Consider the following 22,719-nt stretch of genomic DNA (forward strand, 5'->3'; position numbering starts at 1 on the left):
CGACCTGCTACCGGTAGTGGGAGAAAGGTCGTAGTACCGGGCCAGCCCAAGGGCGTAGACGTGCACACAAGGCGCTGCACAAAGGGAAATAGGCAAACGTCTGCAGGCAAACGCAAAGCGCCCAGGCCTGCATATCGGAATGGAGAGCGGGAGGAAAAACGGTGCAGTTAGGCCGGCGACGGTGCTCCGCTGGCGAGCACACGCCAGTCGCGGGCGCTTAGCAACTGCTCATGTGCTCGCAGCAGATCGCTAGAGGTCAAGTCGACCAGCGCCTGCTGCACCCGTTGCAGGTGCACCTCGGGCAAGCCGGCCAGATGCAGCTGCCACAGCTGCTCGGCACGCGGCAGGTTAGCCTTGGCTGGGCTCAGTGCGGGCTGCAGAGCATCGCGGTATCGCGACACGGCTGCGTCGTCCAGCGCTGCGAGCAGTTGACGCTGCTCGCCCAGAAAAGAGCGGATATGGTCGAAGATGCCAGCTGCCTCGCACACCGGCGACTGCAGGGCAAACAGCAACCCCCGACAGCCTTCCACCTGGCGGAAACCGGCGAACAAGGCATAGCCCAATTGCAACTCGCCACGCAGGCGCTGGTAGAAACGCCCCTGCAGTACCTGCCCGAGCAGGCGCCAGGCGGCCTCGGTACAGGCATCGCCGGCAGGCAGCGGGCAGAACAACAGCAACGCGGCATCCGTGCCTGGCTGCGCGACCTGATGCCAGTCGATCCCGGTCTCGATGCGTGGCGTGAGCGGCAGATCCGCAAGCGCCTCGACAGCTGCGCACAGCTCGGTCAGTTGCGCCTGTTCACTCGCCCCAAGCCCGATGCTCAGCCCTTCCAGCCGCGATACCACGGGCAGCTCGCAGAGCAGCGGCAAACGCTGCAGCAGCGCTCGTAGCAGCATGCCCTGGGAAGTGGGCGCAGCCGGCTCATCGACAGGCGCCAACAGCAGCGCCACCAGCCGTGCGCTGAAATCTGGCAACAGCGGCGCGGGCCCACGTAATGAAAGGGTCCAGCCCGTTGCTTGCACATTCAACTGGCTGTCGATGCCAAGCCGCTCACCGCGCCAGCGCAGATCAGCGCTGCGCGCCAGCAAACCCGCCTCCATGACAGCCGCCTCACCGGTGCCTGAACAGGGGCCACGCCAGTAAAGGGAAGCCGGCCCACCTTCGGCCTGCCCTGGATGATGTCGCATCGCGGCCAGCGGCAGAACGGCCGACTTCACGGCAGCACCAGCCAGCAACGGATCATTGCCAGGCAGCCGCCATTCGCGCTTCGGTACCGACGCCGCTGCCTGCATCGGCAAGGCCTGCAATGGCAACGCCAATCCGATTGCCGGCCACTGGGGCTGCGCCTGCTCACTGCACTGCAATTCGATGAGTCCGTCACCGCGAGCCAGGCAAGCCAGCAAGGCATTCAGGCCGCGCAAGGTGTGACTATCGTCCTGAGCAGGCGATTGCAGCTCCCTGGCCAGCGCCAACGGGCTGAGCCCGAGCAACCTGAGCGCGGCGGCCTGCTGGTGGTGCTGCAGCCGCAGCGGCCAGTCTGCATGGCCATGCAACTGCGCAGCCCAACTCCGTAAAACCTCGCGCAAGGTCGCGCCCTGCTCCGCTGTGGCACCCGGAAAGTCCAGACGCAGCAGGCATTGCCCCTCGTGCCGATACAGCACCCGCGCCTGCAACTGCCGACACAGTTGCAGCTCACGCAAGCCGGACAGCAGGCCGCCGGGTCCAGGATCATGCAGGGCATCCAGCAACAACTGCAATGACGCGTCCAGGTCGCGAGTATCGAGCTGAACGGCAACGCCCAGGTACACCCCGGAACGAATGTGTTGCAGGTGCATGCACGGCGCCCGCAGCGGCAGCAGGTCGGCCGGCGGCACGGAACAGGCGGCGCCCTCGCCCGGCGGCAAGGCCCCGAGCAGCGCCTCGGCGATGTCCAGCAACTGCTCGGCCGGTTGCGGCCCGACCAGGGTCAGGCACATCTGCCGAGCCTGGTAGTGACGCTGGTGATGATCACGTAGCGCCTGCTGAAACAGCGGCGACTCCACATCCAGTGTGCTGCGATCCCCGGCCAGAAAGTCGCCGCAATGATGCCCGGCGGCGAGCGCCTGGCCCAGGGCATGATCGATGCGACTGTCGGCATCCTGAGTACGCGCCTGGTATTCGGCGTGCAGCACCTCGCGCTCGCGCAGTTGCGCGTCGATCTCCAGCAGCGGCTGGCAGAGCATATCCAGCAGACGCGTCAGCGCCGGCTGCAGCAACTCGCCCGGCAGCTCACAGACGAAATCGGTATGCCGCGCCTGGGTCGAGGCATTGACCAGCCCGCCATGGTGCTGAACGAAGGCCATCAAACCCTGGTCGCTCGGGTAATCGCGGCTACCGAGAAACAGCAAATGTTCGAGAAAATGCGCCAGGCCAGGATAGACCGCTGGCTCGTCATGACTGCCCGCGGCCACCCGCAGACACAACCCCACCTGCTGCGCCCAGGGCTGTTGCTGCGCGCACAGCAGCGCGCCATTGGCCAGGCGCCGGACAGGGGCACAAGGTGCAGCGTGCAGGCTCATCGAGGGTTCTCTGGGTAGCGTACCTTCCAGCTTCGACAACGTACCAGCGCCAGGCAATGCTGCTTTGGGCTGGTTAAACCGCGCCTTTGGTCGCAAGAAGCCGTGCCCCCGGAAACGCGAATGCCCCGACACCCGCCTTGTGGCCGGTGCCGGGGCATCAACTGGCAGAGGTTAGCTGCGGCAGTCTTCGATAAGGCCTTTGACCAGGCCAATCATCAGCAACAGCATCAGCGCCATGAACGGCAGCCCCATGGCAACCGCACCGGCCTGAATGCCCTTGAGCGCAGTATCACCGCCAATCACGAACAGCGTGACGGTCACCAGCGCGATCATCACCAGCCACAGCACACGTTGCCCTGGCAGGGTGTCGGGATCGCCACCGGCCGACAGGTTGTCGACCACCAGCGCGCCGGAGTCCACCGACGTCACCATGAAGAACACCAGCAGGGCAACTACCAGCAGCGAGCCGATGCTGGCCAGCGGCAGCATTTCCAGGAACTGGAAGATGGCCATGTTGACGTCGCCGAGGCCGGCCGCCAGGGCACCGCTGCCATCGATCACCTGGGCGATGGCGCCGCCACCGAAGGCCGAGAACCACAGCAGCGTCACCACCGTCGGTGCCAGCATCACCATGCCCACCATCTGGCGCAGGGTGCGGCCCTTGGAAACGCGAGCGACGAAAATCCCCACCAGCGGCCCCCAGGTGCACCACCAGGCCCAGTAGAACACCGTCCAACCCTGGAACCAGTCCTGATCGGGGCGATCGATCCAGTTGCTCAGCGGCAGGAACATCTGGCCGTAGTCGACCGCTGCGTTCAGGGTGTTGGAGAAGAACGCCATGCCGCCAATACCGACCGCAACCAGCAGGAACAGCGCCAGCGCCAGCAGCATGTTGATGTTGCTGAGGACCTTGACCCCGGCATCCAGCCCGCGCCACAGCGAGAATGCGGCAAGGCACGTGACCGCGACGATGAACATCAATTGAAAGGCGAAGGTGTTCGGTGTGCCCAGCACGTGGGCAATACCGGCCGTGGCCTGCATCGCGCCCAGGCCGAGGGAAGTGGCCAGGCCAAAGATGCTAAGCACCACAGTGAACACGTCGACCATCTGCCCCGGCAAACCACGATGCCCGCGTCCCAACAGCGGCTGCAGACCAGAGCTGAGCGACAATGGCAGGCCCTTGTTGTAGGAGAAATACCCCACTACCAGCGCGCTGGTCAGGTAGATCGCCCAGGGGTGAAAGCCCCAGTGATACAGCGTCGCGCCCATTGCCGCATGGGCAGCCTCCGGGGTGCTGGCAGCCACATTCAGCGGCGTTTTCCACCACGCGGTGTACTGCGCCACCGGCTCGGCGACGCCCCAGTACAGCAGACCGACGCCCATGCCGGCGGCGAACATCATGGAGAACCACGACAGGGTGCTGAATTCGGGTTTGGCATCACGGCCACCAAGGCGCACCTTGCCCAGCGGTGACAGGGCAAGGCCGGCGCAGAACAGCACCGACAGGTTGCCCATGATGATGATGAACCAGTCGAAATTCTTCAGGATCCAGCCCTTGATGCCTTCCAGCGTCTCGCCGAAGACCACGGGATTGCTAAGTGCCAGGAGAACCAGCAGCAGGATGATGGAGAAGGAAACGGGGAATATGACTCGATGGAAGTTCAAGCCGAGCACTCGGATATTGAAGTCTCGACCGACCATGTCTTGCGCCACCATAGGCTTCATGCACGCACCTCGATTTTGTTCTTGTAATAGTTTTCTCCGCATTCGGACCGAGCCCTGCTGGTGCAGTTGGCGGCTCGGTAAACGCTGCGGATGATCAATAGTCGAACAGGCCAGAATCCACCGACAAACCATTTAATCTGCGCGACTTATGACTTTTAATCATTAATCTGCACGCTCATTCAGGGCACCGTTAAAAAGCGTCAAAGCCATATTTAACGGGCGCTGGCGAGCCGCCAGGCAGGCACCTGCCGGCTCGTCGTTCTGGCTGAGCTTTGCGCATCCATTCGCTGATCGGGATGGACCGTTCAGAGCCTCTGGCTGGGTGCTTCCTCGGCGTGCGCCTCTACGCTGACCGCTGGCTCGATGACCGCAGCCAGGGTCGTGCAGGCAAGGGCATTGGGTGTGGCCTGATGCTGCAGCGGCGCATCGTCCTGCAGGTGCTCGCCGGTCACGCGCCCCTGCCCCACGGCAACCGCCAGCACGGCCGCGCTGATGGCGAAGAACAGATAGAGACTGGAGGCGCCGAAATACCCCATCAGCGCACCGGCCAGCAGCGGCCCGATACAGGCGCCCACACCGAAGGTGGCGAGCAACAAGCCCGCCAGTGACACGCGCAGGCGCGGCTCCATGTTGTCGTTGGCCAGGGCAACGCCCAGCGGATACAGGCAGAACTGCAGGAAGCCGATACAGGCGCTGAACAGCAGCAGCACAGCGAACGACAGCTCCTGATAGAACGCCAGCGGCAGGCACGTCAGAATCAGCAGCGCCGCCACGCCGCGTATCAGGCTGGCGCGTGGCAGGCGATCCGACAGCCAGCCAAGCGGCAGTTGTGCGAGCAAGCCGGCAGCGATCGCCAGGGCCATGAACTGACCCACTTCGACCGTGCTCAGGCCCTGTCGGCTGGCATAGATCGACGACAGCCCATAGAAGCCGCCGTTGATCATCCCCGATATCAGCACGGTGATCAGCGACTGCGGCACTCGCTGCAAAAACAGGCGCAGGTCGACCGGCTCGGAGCCCGGTATGGCGGGATGGGTACTGCGGGTCAGCGCCACCGGCACCTGGCTCAGGGCGAAGGCAATGACCACGCCAAGCAGCGCATGCAGGCCGAGATTGCCGTCGATACTCAACGCCAGCTGGCCGAGCATCATGCCGACGTAGGCCGCGACCATGTAGATGCCCAGCACCTTGCCGCGCTGGTCGCTCTGCGCGCAGTCGTTGAGCCAGCTCTCCACCACCATCAGCTGGCACATCATCGCCACCCCGACCACAAATCGCAGCAACAGCCAGAGCGGCAATGCCTCACTGAAGGCATGCGTCAGCACCGCCGCGCAGATGATGCCGGAGCAGGCCACGTAGGTACGGATATGACCGACACGGCCGATCAGTACCTGGCCGACCTTGCCGCCAACCACCATGCCCAGGGCATTGGCTGCCATCAGCGCGCCGCCCCAGAATTCGGCGACGCCGCCAGCGGTCAGGCGCAGCGCCAGATAGGTCATCAGCAGGGTCGAGCCGAGTTGCATCAGCAGACTGGCTAGATAGAGTGCAGCGAACGCCTGGGTCAGTCCGAGCAATTGCTCACCCCTTTCTCACGAATAACCACCACGCCTGAGCCGGGCGCGCAGCAAAACGGGACCATAGGCAACCCTCTCAGCGGGCGAACCCGATGCCGATGTTCGGCGAGCTCTCGTTGCTGATCGCCTGCGCCACGAAAGCGGCGCCGGGTGGACCGCCGTGCGGGAGGAACGCCAGATCGATGGTGATCGACCAGTTGCACCGGGCCTTTCCCGGAAACGACTTGGCTCATCGCTCGCTCCGACTGTTCCAGGGCGCGCCGACACCCTTGTCGCAGACAGAGGCAAGCAAGCTCGGCTTCAGCTCGCCGAAGAAATAGCTGAGCGGCACATTGGCCCACTGCGGGCAGCGCGCCAGGAAGGCCTTGCGATGGTCGGTGCATACCGAATCGCGCATGGCGCCGCTGCGGCTCTTTCCGTACGCGGGCACGTGCTTGCAGGTGTTATGGATGATCCGACGGCGATCCTGAATCATGCGCACTGTGGTGCCCCCTTCCTGTGGCCCACCCCAATCACAGCCAGTCCGTTTGCCACGGGTAGCGCGACAGGGCTTCGCAGCCATTGGCGGTGATCAGTACCTGCTGCTCCAGCTTGATGCCCTCCTTGCCGCCCTGCTCGCCGATATAGCTCTCCACGCAAAGCACCATGTTTTCCTCGAATTCCCCGTCGTAGCCGCTGCTGGTCCAATCGGCCCCCTTGTGCGCCAGAGCCGGGTACTCGTCGACCAGGCCGACGCCGTGCACGACACAGCAATAACGGTTGTGCCAATAGGCCGGCGGAATTTCCCAGGACTGCTCGACGAACTCGCGGTGACTCAAGCCCGGACGCAACAACGCCATGTTGTGCTGTACCTGTTCATGGGCCAGACGATAGAGCTTGCGCTGCTCGGCGCTGGGGGAAACGTGGCCGACAGTCCAGGCTCGAGAGATGTCGGCGCAGTAACCGTACGGGCCGATCAGGTCGGTGTCGAAGCAGACGATCTCACCTTCCTGCATCACGCGGTCACTGGACTCCTGCATCCAGGGATTGGTACGCGGCCCTGAGGCCAGCAGGCGGGTTTCGATCCATTCACCACCGTGGCGAACGTTCTCGTAGTGCAGCCAGGCCCAGAGCTCGTTCTCGGTCATGCCGGGGCGCAGTGCATCGTGCATACGCTGGATGCCGCGCTCGCACACGGCGATGGTCCAGCGCATCAATTCCAACTCCTCGGGGGATTTGATCCGCCGTGCCTGCTCCGTCAGGCTGTGCCCTTCTATCAGAGTCAGGCCAGCCTCGCGCAGCAGGTCGAAGCCTTCCAGGTCGGCCTTGTCCACTGCCAGGCGAACCTTGTCTCCAGCATGCTGGCGAATCACCGCCTGGATATCGTCGGCCCAGTCCAGAGCCTTCTCGCCGATGCGCGAGCCGGCACCGAAATAGCTCCAGTTGATCGCTGGACGTATCTCGTCGAGCAGTTCGTTGCCTTGGTGCAGGTGTTCGCAGTTGTGGAACTCGAACAGCACCACAGGCCCATCGGCGAACACCAGCGCATAGCGGGCGTAGTTATGCAGCGTCCACACCTGCATGTTGGAGGTGTCGGTGGCGTAGCGGATGTTCACCGGGTCATACAGCAGTATGGCCGCGCAATCGGCGGCCTTGAGTTGCTGACGCACTCGCTGCAAACGATAGGCGCGAGCAGCCCTATGGGTCTCGACGCTGACCGGATTGCGCAGTGGCTGCGTGGCGACCTCGTCGGCCAGATACTTATTCTTGTTTTCGAACATGGCTAGACTTCCTGAGGGATGAAAGTGGACGCCGCCGGAGCCGAAGTGCTCCATCTGCGCGCCGGCCAGCAAAGCGGGACCATAGGCCGCCCCGCCTAATCCAGACCATGCCGTTGTTTCCAGTCCCCCGGATGGACCACGTAACCGAACAGCGCATGGCCGCCGTAGACCAGCTCGGTGCCTTCGGGAATCCACAGCAACTGCCCCGGCTGAACACGATACAGCTGACCATTGGCCTGGAGCTCGAAGCAGCCTTCGATGACGAAGATCACCTCGTCGTACAGCAGGGTCCAGGCCACCTCGGCGCCTTCCCAGCGGGCGAAACCGATACCGATGTTCGGCGAGATCTCGTTGCTGATCGCCCGCGCCACGAAGGCGGCGCCGGGCGGCCCGCCGCGTGGGGTGAAATCCAGGTCATGGTGATCGACCAACAGCACCGGGCCTTTCCCGGAAACGACCTGACTCATAGCTCGCTCCGGCTGTTCCAGGCCGCCAGGCGAATGCGCGAACGCACGCCCAGGCCGAGAAATGGCTCAGGCGGATTGAGCGACGGCATGCCGGTGACGGCCTGGATATCGCGCAACTGCGCCGAGTCGCTGCCGACCGCCATTTCCGCCAGCAGCGTGCCGGAGATGGTGCCCCAGGCCGCGCCAACACCATTGTCGCAGGCCGAGGCGAACACGCCCGGTTCCAGTTCGCCGAAGAAGTTGGTGAAGTTGCGCGAGATCGCGTAAACACCGCCCCAGGTGTGGCTGAACGGCACATCGGCCAGCTGCGGGAAGCGCGCCAGGAAGGCCTTGCGATGGTCGGCGCGCACCGACTCGCGCATGGCGTCGCTGGTGCTCTTGCCGTACTTCGGCACGTGCTTGTAGGTGTTGCGGATGATCAGGCGGCGATCCTGGGTCATGCGCACCGTGGTGCCGGCGTGATCGGCAGGGGTCAGCCCCCAGTCGAGCTGACCGCCATAGGCCGCCAGTTCGCCATCGCTCAGCGGACGCGTCCAGCTGGCGAAGGTCATCACCGGCAGCAGACGGTTGCGCAGGTAACCGAACTCCTGGGTGAAGATGCTGGTGCCGAGCAGCAGCTGCTCGGTGCGAATCGTGCCCTGGCTACCCTGCAGCAGCCAGCCGCCCTGCCCGTCGCGTTGCAGACCGGTGATGGGCGACTCTTCCAGCAATTCGACATTGTCCGGTAGCGAGCGCGCCAGCCCGGTGACCAGTGCTGCCGGCTGCATCAGATAGCAGCCCGGCGTGAAGATCGCGCGGCTGTAATAGGTATTGCCCAGCACCTGCGCCAGCTCGTCACGCTCGACCAGGCGAAAGGGTTCGCCAAGGTTCTTCAGCAACTGCTCGAAGTGTTGCAGATACGCCAGGCCACGCGGACCCACCGCGCCCTGGTACTTGCCGGCGTGGGACCACTGGCAGTCGATCCCGTGGCGCTCGATCAACCCCTGCAGTTGGGCGATGGCAGCGCGGTTGAGCGACAGCAGACGCTGCTTGTGGGCCGGGTCGGGATGTTCCAGAGCGAATTTGTGCGGCAGGTCGATGACGAAACCTGAGTTGCGCCCGGAAGCGCCCTGGCCGACACGCTGGGCGTCGACCAGGATGATGCGTTTATCCGGCAGCAGCTCGCCAAGGCGACGCGCAGCGGCCAGGCCGGCGAAACCGGCGCCGATCACCGTATAGTCGGCACGTTGCTCGCCTTGCAGGCGCTTGCACGCGGGTTGCTGCGCCAGCGCGGCGTACCAGCCGCAGCTGCTGTCGTCATGGGGCAGATTGATTTGCTTGCTCATGCGCGTGCCCTCAGGCCACTGATCGTTGTGCGTTCTGGCAGCTTTGCAGCCAGCTGTTGCGCTGGGTCTGTGCCTGTCGTCCGAGCAGGACGAAGCCGCACGCCAGCCCCTGAGCATCGTAGAAACCGGCGCTCAGCCCATCGGCGCTCGGCGTGCAGCGCCATTCACCGGCAGTGCCGGGTGCCGGTGCCAGCAGGCACAGGGGCGCGGCCGGGGTTTTCACCGTCACCGGCATCAGCGGATAGCTCACCGTCGTCGGCTGGCCGAGCAAGGTCTTGCAAAGGGCGGCAATGCCCTGATTGATCGGTGCCAGGTACGGCAGCAATTGCCCATCGACTTCGATGCAATCGCCCAGGGCGTAGATGCCTGGTTGCGAGCTCTGCAGCTGAGCATCGACCCGAATCCCACGACCCACGGCCAACCCGGCGCCTTTGGCCAGGCCCAGATTGGGTTGCAGGCCGACAGCCGATAGCACCAGATCGGCCTCCAGGCTTTCGCCATTGGCCAGGGTCAGGCGATAGCCCTGCTCCAGCGCGTCGACACGACGCACGGTGTTCTGCAGGTGCCAACTGACGCCCAGCTCTGCCAACGCGTTTTGCAGATGCTGCCCGGCTTCGGCCGGCAGCAGACGCTCCATCGGCCATTTGCCGAGGCCGATGACGCTAACCTGAAAACCGCTGGCTGCCAGGTCGTTGGCGAACTCACAGCCGATCAGACCATCGCCGAGAATCGCCACGCGCCGCACGCCGATCAAGCGCTCGCGGAAACTGCGATAGTCATGCAGGTTGTTGACGCTGATCAGCGCATCGCTGGCCCCTTCGATGGGCAGGCGAATCGGTGCGGCACCGCTGGCCAGGACCAGTTGGCCGTATTCCATCTCACCGATATTGGTGTGCAGGCGCCGCGCCGTGGTGTCGATGCGCTCCACCGTGCAATGCGGGTAGACGCGAATCTTCAGGCGCTTCTCGATGGCCAGCGCCGATTCACCGGCCAGCGCGTCAGCGCTTTTGCCCTGAGCCAGGCCGATGGACAGCGCCGGCTTGGAATACAGGTGGCCGGATTCCTGAGTCAGCACGCGAATGTCTACCTCGGCATCGGCGCGGCGCAGGGCCTGGGCCAGACCATAACCGGCATAACCGCTACCGATGATGACGATAGGCTGACGCACCTCGGCCGCCACCGCCTGCAGCGGTTGCGGCGGCACCGGCAGCGGCGTGCTGAGCGGCGCTGCCGCAGCGGCGACTACCGGGCTGATATCGAGCATCTCGAAATCTTCCTTGCCGACTTTGCACTCCGGGCACTTCCAGTCCGCCGGTACGTCTTCCCAACGAGTGCCGGCGACGATGCCGTCGTCCGGCCAGCCCAAGGCCTCGTCGTAGATCAGGCCGCAGACCACACAGAGCCAGGTCTTGAACATTGCGCTCACTCCCCCGCCACGCGAATGGCGACGTTCTTGGTGCGTACGTAGCTGTACAGCGCTTCCTGGCCCTTCTCGCGGCCGAAACCGGACAGACCGACGCCGCCGAACGGCGTTTCGATACCGCCGGCATACCATTCGTTGACGAATACCTGGCCGGCGCGCAGGCGCCGCACGCAGCGCATGGCACGGCTGATGTCCTGAGTGAACACGCCAGCGACCAGACCGAAATCGGTGCCGTTGGCAATATCAATGGCCTGTTCTTCGCTGTCGAAGGGAATGATCGCCAGCACCGGGCCGAACACCTCTTCCTGGGCGATGCACATGTCCGCGCGCACGTCACGGAACACTGTCGGGCGCATGAAGTGCCCGGCCAGTTCGCCATGAGCCTCGCCACCGGTGGCCAGTACCGCGCCCTCATCGACTGCGCGCCGACACAGGGTTTCGATGCTGGCCAGTTGTCCGGCGCTGACCACCGGGGTGAGGTCCGGGTTGTCCTGGCCGAGGCCGACGCTGAGCCCTTCGGCCAGCTCGACCACCGCCTGGACGATGTCTTCGTAGATCTCGCGCTGAACCAACAGGCGCGACATGGCCGAGCAGACCTGCCCGGCATTGAAGAAGATGCCGCTCTTGACGCTGGCCAGCAGTTGCTTGCGGTCGACATCGGCAAAGGCAATGGCCGCCGATTTGCCGCCCAGCTCCATGACGCTGGGAATGGCGTTGGCCGCCGCATCACGGAGAATCGACTGGCCGGTGGGTACCGAGCCGGTGAAAACGATCTGGTCGACCTTGGCACTGCTCACCAGATACGCCCCGACCTCGCGGCCACGGCCGCAGATCAGGTTGATCGCGCCCTGCGGTAAACCAGCCTTGACGATGGCGCGCACCAGCACGCACATGCCCAGCGGCGACAGCTCCGGCGACTTGATCACCACCGCGTTACCGGCAGCCAGCGCCGGCGCCAGGGAACGAGCGCAGATGGACACCGGGAAATTCCACGGCACGATCTGCGCCGACACGCCCATGGGGTCGTAGACGGTGAAGTCCATGTAGCCGTTGCCCAGCGGGATCGAGGTGCCCTCGATCTTGTCCGCCATGCCGGCGTAGTACTCGAAGTAGCGTGCAGCCTCGATGAACTCGTCGCGGGCATCGTTGATGCTCTTGCCATTCTCCTGGCACAGCACCCAGGCGCCCTCGTCCGCCACCGCACGGATTTCCTCAGCGATGCGCAGCAGCCAACTGACCCGCTGCGCCGGTCGGGCGCGAGTCAGCTCACCGCTGTCGGCGCAGCGACGCGCCGCCAGCAGGGCTCGCTCGGCGTCTTCGACGGTCGCCTGGGCGATGGTCGCCAGCGGCTCGGCGGTGCCGGGGTTGTTCACGCTCAGGTGCTGGGCGCTGTCGACCCAGACACCATCGATGTAATTGAGCCAGTGAGAGGCAATCGGATACATGGCGGTCTTCTCCTCAGGCGTTCTGCGCGATGGCCAGCAACTTGCGCGCGGCCCACTGGTGGAAGTAGTGAGTCGGGATATCCATTTCCGGGGAGAACGCACCGCCGCCATAACCCGGCGAGTGACGGCCCTTCTGCATGCCTTCGACCGAGGCGATGTCCTCGGCGAAGACCACCTTCCACGATTCCAGAATCGCGTTGCGGCAGGCGGCGTACTCGTCGCTCAGCGCCTCGTCACCGACATAGAACAGACGCAGGTGTTCGATGGTACGGCCCGGTGCGACTGGCTCGAGTTGCATGGCGAAGGCGTGGTCCGCCTGGATGCCCAGCAGCACGTTGGGGAAGAAGGCCACGTACTCGGCATTGCGCAGGCGGTCCTGCGGCCAGCTTGGGAACTGCGGCAGGTGGGTGCCGGCAACGTCCGAGAGGTTATAGGCGTAACTGCCCTGGCCAGCGAACTGCTCGTCGAAGAGGATGTTGTAGTGATCTTCCAGGCGCGAGTAAGTGTTCAGGCTCGGGTGAACCCACGGCAGGTGGTACGCCTCGCAGTAGTTCTCCACGGCCAGCTTCCAGTTGCAGGCGATGTCCAGGGTGGTGGCATCCATGTTGGCGCGGCGGCGCATCAGGTTCATGCCATCGTCACCGAGGAACTGGCTCCAGCGCGCGGTCAGCGGCGCCAGCATCTCTTCCAGCGGCTGCGCATCGCCAGACAGGTTGACGAACACCATGTCCATCCAGATGGCACTGCGAATGGCTTTGAGGCCATGCTTCTCGCAGGCGAAGCGCTCATCCTTGTGCTTGTCGATGCCACCGACGTGCGGCGTGCCCTTGAGGCCGCCGTTGAGGTCGTAGGTCCAGGAATGGTAGGGGCAGCGAATCACGCCCTGCACGGTGCCGGCCTCTTCCACCAGCTTCATGCCACGGTGGCTGCAGACGTTGTGGAATACCTGCACCAGGCCTTCACGGTTGCGCATCAGCAGCAGCGGCAGGCCCATGAAATCGACCGGTTTGACCGAGCCGTTCTGGCTCAGGTCGCTGGCGAAACCAACGCAGGCCCAGGTCTTGCCCATGATCTGGTCGCGCTCGAGCTCGAACAGCTTCTGATCGGTGTAGAACGCGTTGGACAGGCCGGTGGCTTCGTGGATCGGCGCGAGTACGGTTTCCAGCTGACGCACTGGGATTTGCTGAGAAGTGGCTTGAGTCATTGTTGTTATCCCCTGCAAGGCACGGTGGTGGTGATCGGCAAGCGTTCGGGCGCTGCTCGTTGGGCACCAGTGTCGAAAAGCAGGGGATTGTTCGACAAACGATTTTTTGCACTGACATTTATGACTAAAAATCATAAATGTCAGTGCCGAAGGATGACTAAACCCAGCAAATACGCGGCCTCATCCATGCCATGAGCTCATCGACTCATGACGAGAAATGGTTTGTCCGGTGGTGCTGGCAGTGCCATCTTGCCGCCACTGCGCAACGCTCCGCAGGCACTCGCCAACCCGGTAAAGGCTGCCTGCTGCGCAGCGGTTCTACGCCACCAGCGCAGCACCGTACCTCTCACTGATCGCCCGTGCTGCCGGCGACCTACGGCCTGCCTCAGGTCAAAAGCCTGCGGCAGGCTCGTCTCAACCTGCCTGCACCTCATCACCGGGCACGCTGGCGACCTGCTCCATCAACCAGTTGCGAAAGCGCTGCACACTCTGCCGACTGCTGCGGCCCAGCGGTTCGAGCAGGCAGAACTGTGCGTCGGTGTGCAGCGTGACATCGATGGGCCGCACCAGTGCGCCGGTCTGCAGATGGTTGTCGACCAGGTTCGACCAGGCCAGCGCGATACCCTGCCCGCTAAGCGCCGACTGGATCAGCATCGAGTAGCTGTTGATATTGATCCGATGGCGCGGCTCGCGCGCCTTGTAGCCCATGCGCTGGAACCACTCCGGCCAGCTGATCCAGTCGCGCTGCGGATCTTCCAACCACAACCAGGTGCCGGTGGCCAGCTGCGTCGGCTCGCAGAAATCCGGGTGCTTGGCCAGGTAACCGGGGCTGCACACGGGAAACACCTCTTCGGCGAACAGCGACGTCACCTGCATGTTCTTCGGCGGCGTGCGGCAGTAGTACAGCGCCAGGTCGCAGTCCAGGCGGGAGAAATCCTTGACGTGGTCGTAGGCGATGATGCGCAGGTCCACCTCTTCGTTGTCACGCTGGAACTCGGCCACACGCGGCAACAGCCAGAGCGAGGCCATGGCGGTACTGGTCACCACCGTGACCTGCTGCGCGCCACGCCAGTGACGGATCTCGCCGGTGGCATGGGCCAGTTGCAACAGGGCTTCGCGCACCGTGTCGTAGTAGTGACTGCCGGTCGGGCTGAGGTTGATCTCGCGGGTGGTGCGTTCGAACAGGGTCTTGCCGAGGTAGTCCTCGAGCAGGCGCACCTGTCGGCTGATCGCACCCTGGGTGACGTTCAATTCCTTGGCCGCGAGAGTGAAACTCAGGTTTCGCGCGGCCGACTCGAACGCCACCAGGCTATTGAGTGGGGGCAGAGGTTGAATCTTCATGCAGGCAATTCACGCAGGCGTTGTTGTTATTTGGCCGCTGTCTGGGGAGCGGCTCGACCTGAAGCATGCAGCTTGTAGCGTTAAACCGATACACGTCGCGAGAGAAAAGTCACAGCTCGGGTAGACTTGCACACCGCCGCCCGCAGTTGCGCCACTGCGCGACGGATACCAGTAGAACAGCGCCGCGCCAGCGTTTCTTGCCTGAAAACCCCGTCAACACGTCAGAACGCGTCATCCCACATGTCTCTGGAAAACGCCCGTGTTAACGGGGTAGAACTCGCATGCTCAATCGGCCGGCCAGGTGGCTGCATTGCAATCCAGTACGTGTGCGTCCTGTAAATTGCGCTCGACTACTGTTCGACAGCTCTCAGGTGTTGGCTGACTTCGGCAGTGACTGCAGCCTGTTGATGGGGCGCAGTTGCAATCAACTCGTTCATGCGGGTTATGCCTCCAATCTCCCGGGCAACGGTCCGAATGATTTCGGCAGTGCTTGATGCAACTGCGCACGCTATCGCGACCCTGCTACAGAATTACTGCAATTCGTTGGTGAAACGTCCAACCGCTCCAACCACTTGCTTAGCACCGTCCTGGATTTCCACAATCACGGTACCGGCCTGGTTGGCCAGTGCCAGGCCATGATCGGCTTGCTCACGGCTACTGAACATCTCTCGCACAGCTCGCTCGGCAAGCGCCTGATTCTCCTGCACTACGGTGACGATTTCTTCTGTGGCTTCGCTGGTTCGACCAGCCAGCTTACGCACCTCATCGGCTACTACGGCGAAACCGCGTCCATGCTCACCCGCACGGGCGGCTTCAATGGCAGCATTGAGTGCCAGCAAGTTGGTCTGGGAAGCAATGCTACCAATGGTCTGAACGATTGAGCTGATCAACAACGATTGTTCACCAAGCGCCTCAATACTCTCGGTGGCCGATTGCATTTGTACAGCAATGCTCTGCATGGTCTGAACAGTTTGCTGCACGACTTCAGCCCCGCGCGCGGCACTCACATCCGTTTGTTGAGAAACGCCATAGGCAACGCCTGCCGCCTCCCGCACCTGGGTTTCCCGAGCCACTTGTTCAGTCACGACGCTAGCGAATTTCACCACCTTGGATAACTTTCCTTCGGCGTCATGAACGGGGTTATACGTCGCCTCCAGCCAAACCTCTTGACCTCTGCTGTCGATCCGTTTGAAGCGATTAGCCACGTATTCACCACGGTTGAGCGTCTTCCAAAAGGCTGCATATTGAGGAGCGTTCGCCTCTTCAGGCAGACAAAAAATGCTGTGATGTTTCCCGGTAATCTGGCCGAGCGAATAGCCCATGGCAGCAAGAAACTGCTGATTGGCGGTGATGACCGTACCGTCCAGATTAAAATGGATGACCGCAGTGGAGCGGATCAACGCGTCAATTAAAGCCTCGTTTTCTTTTGCTTTTTCGAGGGCCTGACTGATCTCGCTGCCGTACCCCTGGACGTGGGACAGCTTTCCGTCCTCGCCTTTGATTGGAAACCAATTCAGCTTTATCCAGGCGAGGCTCCCGTCGGCTCGCAGATAGCGGTAGTCATCACTCACCGGCTCAAACTTCGAGATAGCCATATTGAATGAATGAAAGCAGGGCAGACTTTTCACGTAGGGGGGAACAATCGCTGACAGCGGACGCCCCCGAAGATCATTGGTGTATCCGAGAGCCTTAGCAAAATTCGCGTTGAACTCGCAGATGTTGAATTGCGCATCGAGTCTGATGGAGAGCATGCTTCGTTCCATCTGCTCAGCCTGTTGACGCAGCAGATACAGTTCCGCACTCTGGTCTTCTAGTGTTTTCTTAAGGGCACGGTTGAACATTAACGTCTCCACAGAATTAGGTAGATAGCGATTCGCAACGGAATCTTTGTCATTCCCAGGCAAGACCTACCGGCCCGCTGCGAATTATTCAGTACAGACTTGCAACTGCATTCCGAGCAGGAGAAATGCTTGGCCTAGACGCACTGCCCCGGCTTGAGCCGATCATGGTTTCCCCGACATTTCTGTTGTGCCTTGCGAAAGTCAGTCACGCCCCACGCTGGTCTGCCGACGGCCATTTAGCGCCCTCGTTGTACTGCCAACCCCGCTCTACCCGATAGTCAATGCCTTCCGCTTGCCGTCGCACATCTTGTACAGACCCTAGGTGCCGTAGCAGCTTCAGCACGGTGTGATCACCAAGTTACTGCCACCGACCAGCAGCGCCTGCCCTCATGTGCCCTGCCAGGCTGCCTGCCCTAGGAAACATCAGCCAGAAAGCACCGGGCATGATGCGATCTTTTTCAATCAGGGGCTGCCAGGCACTCGTTCATAAGATCTCGAGGCAGGCGCTGTAGAAAATGCAGGCAGGCATGGACAGCGCCAAAACCTGTACAAATTATATATTTTGTACAGGTTTTGTCCAGCAATAGAGTAACCTGTCGTCGGGCTGTAGGTTACGAAGCATGCGCTGCGGTACCGACGATAAGTCTCGATGGCACGATTCTGTGGGGCTGGAGGCTGGGGACACTTGTTGCAGAAACAACCGAGAACCATATTGTTGCCCGCGTTCACTCTGCGACCCGCTATCAGAGCCTCGAGAATGGGCTCGATGAAACTGGTGCTGGAGGTGCTGGGAGCACTCACTGTAAGGACCGAAGCAAGCCAGGCGCCCATCGCGATCTCATATCGCCACTGCGGGGCTGGAGGGAATGTGTTCACTGCCGGCTGACCCCGGCAAGGGTTGCAATGACCTCAACGTACTCGGCAACTCACCATGACTGCCAGCTCTCCGAGCGAAGTGAAACGTCACTCATTGCGGGGCTTCTAGGCCGATGAGGTCGGGCGGGTGCTGCTGGTTACCGACATTGCATGGACAGACTGGCTCCCAGAAGTGCACGGCACGGGTCGCGCCAGGCAGCAAGACGGGCCGGCCAAGCCGACCCGAATCGCTTGTGCATGCGGCCAGGTGCGAAACATCGGTTTCATGGTGATACCCAGACCAGCCGGACATCCCCCATTTCAACCATGCCACCAGGTGATGCGATCAAACCAAGACCGACTCAATTGCCTCGGTATGTCGAAAAACCATAGGGGCTGAGCAGCAGCGGGATGTGGTAGTGCGGCACGGTACCATCGACCTCGAAGATCACAGGCACCTCGGGGAAGAAGCTTTTCGTATCGTGCTTCGCGAACCACTCGCCGGTCTTGAACGTCACGCGGTAGATGCCCTTCTCAAGTGCCTTGTCTTGCGGATACAGGGCAGTGATACGCCCCTGCTCGTTGGTGACACCGTCATTGAGCGCCTGCCAGTTCTGGCCATCCTTCTTCTCCAACGTGACGGTCACGGCTGGCGACGGCAGCCCGTCCTGCAGGTTCAGCACATGAACACTGAGTGGGTTGGCATCTGCCAACGCCAAGGAAGAAAGGCCGCTCAGAATTGCACCAGCCAGAAGGGTTTTGAGAGCTTTCATGCTGTATCTCCGGTTTATTGGTGGATGGAAAGAATCTGGTCGATGGCCTTGAGTGCGCAGGCCTCATCATTGGCAGCACCACCCGCCCCTGCGACGCCAATCGCACCGATGACCTGATCACCGACTTTTAGTGGTACGCCGCCGCCCAACAGCAGAAGCTCATCGAGCGTATTGAGGTTCTCGGCGTCGGGGGTACTGCGGGCTCGCTCGGCCAACAAGCGGGTTGGCGTTTTCGTCGACAAGGCGGTGAACGCCTTGCGCTGCGCGGCCAGCGTGTTGTGTGGGCCGACGTTATCGTCGCGCTGCAGAGCGACCAGGTTGCCGCCACGATCGACGACTGCTGCGACCGCAGTGCGGCCTTCTGCGTGGCAGGCAGACAGGGTTGCATCCAGCAACTGATTGGCCAGCGGCAACGTCACGTCCTGACGCATCGCGACTTGCTCGGAGGCCCATGAACTCGACGCGATGATAGTCAGCGTCAGTGCGGACAGAGTGATGTGAAGCTTGGGCATGCCGTTCTCCTGGTTAGGCTCTGCTGAGCGGATGCCGGCAATCTTGCCCACCGGCGACCGGCAGATGGATTGCGCCAGGATTACGAATTTGTAATGGGAGTCAGCAGGGGATCCGCCTAGGCTATGCACAGGTTCGGGAGATAGAAATGCGCATTCTGGTGGTGGAAGACGAAGCCAAGACGGCTGACTACTTGAGAAAGGGTCTGAGCGAATCAGGCTTCATGGTCGAGGTCGCGTTGAACGGCCTGGATGGTCAGCATCTCGTGCAGGAGTGCGAATTCGACCTGATCATTCTCGACGTCATGCTGCCAGGACTCGATGGCTGGCAGTTGCTGCAGATCATTCGACGCCGGCATGACACCCCGGTGCTGTTTCTGACCGCTCGTGACGCAATAGAGGACCGGGTCAAAGGGCTGGAGCTGGGCGCCGACGATTATCTGATAAAGCCCTTTTCCTATGCCGAGCTGCTCGCCAGGGTTCGCACGCTGCTGAGAAGAGGGCCGCCCCGCGAAATAGAACACTTCCAGGTAGCGGACCTTGCGCTCGATCTGCTCAAGCGCAAGGTCAGCCGCGCAGGTGAGCGTCTCAACCTGACGAACAAGGAATTCGCACTGCTCCACCTTTTGCTCAGCAGGCAGGGTGAAGTCCTGTCGAGGGCTCTGATCGCCTCGCACGTCTGGCAGATGAATTTCGACAGCGACACCAACGTGGTGGACGTGGCCATTCGACGGCTGCGCGCAAAGGTTGACGATCCCTACCCACTGAAACTGATTCACACCGTGAGGGGCATGGGCTACATGCTGGATCTTCAGGCATGAAACTGTGGCCCAGAACGCTCAGTCTGCGCCTGGCACTGATGTTCGCGCTTTCGAGCTGCGTGCTGCTCGGTGCCGTGGCGGCCTACCTGTATCACTCGCTTGAGCGGGAAATCCTCTGGCGAGATGATCAGGCTCTGCTGGGTCGCCTGCAACGCATGCAGGCTCTTCTGGATGACACCGAGAGCATCGAGGCCTTGCGCAGTCGCCCCCAGCTTTACGAAAACATGCTGGGCAACAGGGACAGCTTCCTGTGGATAGTCGATGCAGACGATCACATGCTGATCGAGGTGAACCCAGCGTCGCTGCCGTTACCCATGTTGCCGGATGCCTCTTCACCCAAGCTGGGCAATGATCCGCACAACAGCTCCCTGCGCCTGGCCTGGCTGGACGTATCGCGTACCGGAGGACATCTGAAACTGATAGCCGGGAAACGCGCAGATGAGCGCGAGCAAATGCTCAGCGCCTATCGAAACACAATCTGGATGGCGCTTGCAGCGGGTGTTTTCCTTGCGTTCGCCCTCGGCTGGCTGATCGGTCAAAGAGGGTTGCGCCCTGTGAGAGCGTTGGCCACTCAGGCGGCGGGCATCGACGTTCGCAACCTTCATCTGCGCCTCGACGACTTCGCCGATACGGCCGAACTCGAAGTGCTGAGCCAGGCGCTGAATCAGATGCTGGCTCGGTTGGAACACGGCTTCGCCCAGCTATCGCGCTTCTCTGAAGACCTGGCACACGAGATGCGTACGCCCCTGAGCAACCTGATGGGGCAGACCCAACAACTGCTCGGTCGCAGCCGCTCGGACGAGGAGTATCAGAACGTGCTGGCCTCCAACCTGGAAGAATACGAGCGACTGGCCAGAATGATCGACAGCATGCTGTTTCTTGCCAGGTGCGAGCAGCCCAAAGCAACGCTCAAGCGGGAACCGGTCGACCTGCACGCTCTTGTCGAACAACTCTGTGAGTATTTCGACGGCATGGCGGAGGACCGTGGCATCTGGCTGGTTAATCGCAGCCATGGTCAGGTCGAAGCAGAACCAGAGCTCCTGCGTCGGGCATTGGCAAATCTCGTCGCTAACGCGCTCCGTTATGGTGCTGCTGACAGCCCAGTCACCATCAGTACCAAGATGGAGGGCAATAGCCTGGAAATCCTGGTCCACAACCAGGGCAAACCCATAGACGCTGTGCACCTACCCCATCTGTTCGAGCGTTTCTACCGCTGTGATGCCTCACGCAATCAACCCGACGACTCCGGCGGACTCGGGCTGGCAATCGTCCAATCAATCATGCACGTTCATTCGGGAGAGGCCCGCGTCAAAAGCAACGATGCGGGAACGCTCTTCAGCTTGCACTTTACAAATGCTGGTTCCGCAAGCTGACTTGGCTGCGACCGGCGTAGCCTGTATGCCTAACGCTCTTCGCCCTGGTCGCCATGATTTTGGGAACGCGGCTTCACCTGGCAGAGATTGAAAGTCATCCAAAAAATCTGACTTTCCTCTCCTACCCCTTCACCTATCCAACCTTGATCGCCTGTGTAAACGGTATGCGAATGGCACACATGTATAATGTTCCTCTCGCACCTTCTGCCTGCACCGCCTGTGCACTCCGCGGCAAAACCAAGCAAAATTACGGTCACAAAATTGCAAAATATTCTTCTAAATAAAAGGCTTGTAAGCAGAAAATTCAGCGTCGCCCCGATGATGGATTGGACGGACCGTCACTGCCGGTTCTTTCTCCGTCAGTTGTCGCGGCACGCCCTGCTCTACACCGAGATGGTCACCACCGGCGCGCTGATCCACGGCGACCGCGAGCGTTTCCTGCGTTACAGCCAATGCGAACACCCCATCGCCCTGCAACTGGGCGGCAGCAACCCGCAGGACCTGGCGACCTGCGCGAAGATGGCCGAAGAACACGGCTATGACGAGGTGAACCTGAACGTTGGCTGCCCCAGTGATCGGGTGCAGAACAACATGATCGGCGCCTGCCTGATGGGCCATCCGGCGCTGGTGGCCGACTGCGTGAAGGCCATGCAGGACGCCGTGAGCATTCCGGTGACGGTCAAGCACCGCATCGGTATCAATGGCCGTGACAGCTATGCAGAGCTGTGCGATTTCGTTGGCCAGGTGCGCGACGCCGGCTGCCGCAGCTTCACCGTGCATGCACGCATCGCCATCCTCGAAGGCCTGTCGCCGAAGGAAAACCGTGAGGTTCCACCGCTGCGCTACGACGTCGCCGCTCAGCTCAAGCAGGACTTCCCGGACCTGGAGATCATCCTCAACGGTGGCATCAAGACCCTCGAGGAATGCGAGCAGCACCTGCAGACCTTCGACGGCGTGATGCTCGGTCGCGAGGCCTATCACAATCCCTATCTGCTGGCGCAGGTGGACAGCCGCCTGTTTGGCGCCGAAGACCTGGGCATCACCCGCATGGACGCCCTGCTCGCACTCAAACCCTACGTCGAGCAACACCTGCGCGAAGGCGGCACCCTGCATCACGTCAGCCGTCACGTGCTCGGCCTGGCACAGGGCTTCCCAGGCGCGCGGCGCTTTCGCCAGTTGCTGTCGGTGGACATTCACAAGGTGCAAGACCCGCTGGCGCTGCTCGACCAGGCGGCCGAACTGCTACGTGGGCACTAATCCGGCGCGCTGAGGCGATAGCGGCTACGCCCTGTCGTCTGCACCAGGCCGTTTTCCTCCATGCGGCGCAGCACCTGGCGCACGCTGACCAGCGACAGCGGTTCGCCGGCGTCGCTCAGCTGCCGATGCAGCTCGCGCGCGGACACGCCCTGTTCATCATTGGCGCTGCACAGCGCTTCCACCACCTTGAGCCTGGGCATGCTGAAGCGCAGCCCGGCGGCCTGCAGCCACTCACGGCACTGGCGCGTGTCCAGACCGGCGGAAACTGAACGAGAAAGCAGGGTTTGGGTCGACATGTTCGGGCTCCTTGGCCGCTCGTCTAAAGTCGGACTCCACCGACTTCGGCGCGTTCTCACGCATCGTCATAGATAAAGACGAACGAGTCGGCAAAAAGCGCAGCCCGCAAAGGTAAATTTTGTCAGTGACCCGACCGTTGAGCGCCTGCTGCGCCTCAGGTAAGGTCAT

At 62.1% G+C, this 22,719-nt stretch carries 18 protein-coding genes and 3 pseudogenes; 3 read left to right on the forward strand and 18 right to left on the reverse strand.

Going from position 1 to position 22,719, the window contains the following annotated elements; all coding sequences use genetic code 11:
* Positions 1 to 167: 167 nt before the first annotated feature.
* The 17 genes and pseudogenes from pqqF to ACN0X6_RS12590 all read right to left on the reverse strand — a co-directional run bounded on the left by pqqF (position 168) and on the right by ACN0X6_RS12590 (position 18,806).
* Entirely contained in the window at positions 168 to 2,558 is a 2,391-nt protein-coding gene (gene pqqF, locus ACN0X6_RS12510; RefSeq protein ID WP_417704308.1) for a pyrroloquinoline quinone biosynthesis protein PqqF, read from the reverse strand.
* Positions 2,559 to 2,729: 171 nt separating this feature from the next.
* Positions 2,730 to 4,283, reverse strand: a complete 1,554-nt coding sequence (locus ACN0X6_RS12515) for a BCCT family transporter (protein WP_417704310.1) — start codon at positions 4,281 to 4,283, stop codon at positions 2,730 to 2,732.
* 305 nt (positions 4,284 to 4,588) lie between these two features.
* On the reverse strand, positions 4,589 to 5,851 hold the full coding sequence (locus tag ACN0X6_RS12520; RefSeq protein WP_417704502.1) for an MFS transporter: 1,263 nt from the start codon (positions 5,849 to 5,851) through the stop codon (positions 4,589 to 4,591).
* 88 nt (positions 5,852 to 5,939) lie between these two features.
* Positions 5,940 to 6,093, reverse strand: a pseudogene (locus ACN0X6_RS12525) (ethanolamine utilization protein EutQ); the annotation flags it as partial.
* Positions 6,090 to 6,341 (reverse strand): hypothetical protein, encoded by a 252-nt coding sequence (locus ACN0X6_RS12530; protein ID WP_417704312.1) that lies wholly within the window; start codon positions 6,339 to 6,341, stop codon positions 6,090 to 6,092. The pseudogene ACN0X6_RS12525 and the gene ACN0X6_RS12530, both read right to left, overlap by 4 nt.
* A gap of 31 nt (positions 6,342 to 6,372) precedes the next feature.
* Positions 6,373 to 7,620, reverse strand: a complete 1,248-nt coding sequence (locus ACN0X6_RS12535) for a M24 family metallopeptidase (protein ID WP_417704314.1) — start codon at positions 7,618 to 7,620, stop codon at positions 6,373 to 6,375.
* 95 nt (positions 7,621 to 7,715) lie between these two features.
* Positions 7,716 to 8,087: an ethanolamine utilization protein EutQ gene (locus tag ACN0X6_RS12540; RefSeq protein WP_106735309.1), complete on the reverse strand. Its 372-nt coding sequence runs from the start codon at positions 8,085 to 8,087 to the stop codon at positions 7,716 to 7,718.
* Positions 8,084 to 9,412, reverse strand: a complete 1,329-nt coding sequence (locus tag ACN0X6_RS12545) for an NAD(P)/FAD-dependent oxidoreductase (protein ID WP_417704316.1) — start codon at positions 9,410 to 9,412, stop codon at positions 8,084 to 8,086. The genes ACN0X6_RS12540 and ACN0X6_RS12545 overlap by 4 nt, the downstream gene beginning before the upstream one ends.
* A 10-nt stretch (positions 9,413 to 9,422) precedes the next feature.
* Positions 9,423 to 10,676 (reverse strand): FAD-dependent oxidoreductase, encoded by a 1,254-nt coding sequence (locus tag ACN0X6_RS12550; protein WP_417704504.1) that lies wholly within the window; start codon positions 10,674 to 10,676, stop codon positions 9,423 to 9,425.
* Positions 10,665 to 10,829 (reverse strand): annotated as a pseudogene (locus ACN0X6_RS12555) (rubredoxin); the annotation flags it as partial. The gene ACN0X6_RS12550 and the pseudogene ACN0X6_RS12555, both read right to left, overlap by 12 nt.
* Positions 10,830 to 10,834: 5 nt before the next feature.
* On the reverse strand, positions 10,835 to 12,280 hold the full coding sequence (locus tag ACN0X6_RS12560) for an aldehyde dehydrogenase family protein (protein ID WP_417704318.1): 1,446 nt from the start codon (positions 12,278 to 12,280) through the stop codon (positions 10,835 to 10,837).
* A gap of 13 nt (positions 12,281 to 12,293) precedes the next feature.
* Positions 12,294 to 13,484 carry an aromatic ring-hydroxylating oxygenase subunit alpha gene (locus ACN0X6_RS12565; protein WP_417704320.1) on the reverse strand — a complete coding sequence of 397 codons (1,191 nt, stop codon included), beginning with the start codon at positions 13,482 to 13,484 and terminating at the stop codon, positions 12,294 to 12,296.
* Positions 13,485 to 13,898: 414 nt separating this feature from the next.
* Positions 13,899 to 14,825, reverse strand: coding sequence for a LysR substrate-binding domain-containing protein (locus ACN0X6_RS12570; RefSeq protein ID WP_417704321.1), 927 nt, complete (start codon positions 14,823 to 14,825; stop codon positions 13,899 to 13,901).
* A 530-nt stretch (positions 14,826 to 15,355) separates the two neighbouring features.
* Positions 15,356 to 15,910 carry a methyl-accepting chemotaxis protein gene (locus ACN0X6_RS12575; RefSeq protein ID WP_416644662.1) on the reverse strand — a complete coding sequence of 185 codons (555 nt, stop codon included), beginning with the start codon at positions 15,908 to 15,910 and terminating at the stop codon, positions 15,356 to 15,358.
* Positions 15,899 to 16,666, reverse strand: a pseudogene (locus ACN0X6_RS12580) (PAS domain-containing protein); the annotation flags it as partial. The gene ACN0X6_RS12575 and the pseudogene ACN0X6_RS12580, both read right to left, overlap by 12 nt.
* A 1,217-nt stretch (positions 16,667 to 17,883) precedes the next feature.
* Positions 17,884 to 18,294 (reverse strand): hydroxyisourate hydrolase, encoded by a 411-nt coding sequence (gene uraH / locus ACN0X6_RS12585; protein ID WP_417704322.1) that lies wholly within the window; start codon positions 18,292 to 18,294, stop codon positions 17,884 to 17,886.
* Positions 18,295 to 18,308: 14 nt separating this feature from the next.
* Positions 18,309 to 18,806, reverse strand: a complete 498-nt coding sequence (locus ACN0X6_RS12590) for a GlcG/HbpS family heme-binding protein (RefSeq protein WP_417704506.1) — start codon at positions 18,804 to 18,806, stop codon at positions 18,309 to 18,311.
* 146 nt (positions 18,807 to 18,952) lie between these two features.
* Here ACN0X6_RS12590 and ACN0X6_RS12595 point away from each other — a divergent pair, with 146 nt between their 5' ends.
* From ACN0X6_RS12595 to dusA, 3 genes are all read left to right on the forward strand, one after another.
* Positions 18,953 to 19,624, forward strand: a complete 672-nt coding sequence (locus ACN0X6_RS12595) for a heavy metal response regulator transcription factor (protein WP_417704324.1) — start codon at positions 18,953 to 18,955, stop codon at positions 19,622 to 19,624.
* The gene (locus ACN0X6_RS12600) at positions 19,621 to 20,997 is read left to right on the forward strand and encodes a heavy metal sensor histidine kinase (RefSeq protein WP_417704326.1); all 1,377 of its coding nucleotides are present in this window, start codon (positions 19,621 to 19,623) and stop codon (positions 20,995 to 20,997) included. The genes ACN0X6_RS12595 and ACN0X6_RS12600 overlap by 4 nt, the downstream gene beginning before the upstream one ends.
* Before the next feature lie 261 nt (positions 20,998 to 21,258).
* Positions 21,259 to 22,254, forward strand: a complete 996-nt coding sequence (dusA, locus tag ACN0X6_RS12605) for a tRNA dihydrouridine(20/20a) synthase DusA (protein WP_417704328.1) — start codon at positions 21,259 to 21,261, stop codon at positions 22,252 to 22,254.
* Here dusA and ACN0X6_RS12610 read toward each other — a convergent pair.
* Positions 22,251 to 22,550, reverse strand: coding sequence for a transcriptional repressor (locus ACN0X6_RS12610; protein WP_417704329.1), 300 nt, complete (start codon positions 22,548 to 22,550; stop codon positions 22,251 to 22,253). The genes dusA and ACN0X6_RS12610 overlap by 4 nt on opposite strands.
* Positions 22,551 to 22,719: the final 169 nt, after the last annotated feature.

Origin of the sequence: Pseudomonas sp. (assembly GCF_048269965.1) — a bacterium.
Classification (GTDB): Bacteria; Pseudomonadota; Gammaproteobacteria; order Pseudomonadales; family Pseudomonadaceae; genus Aquipseudomonas.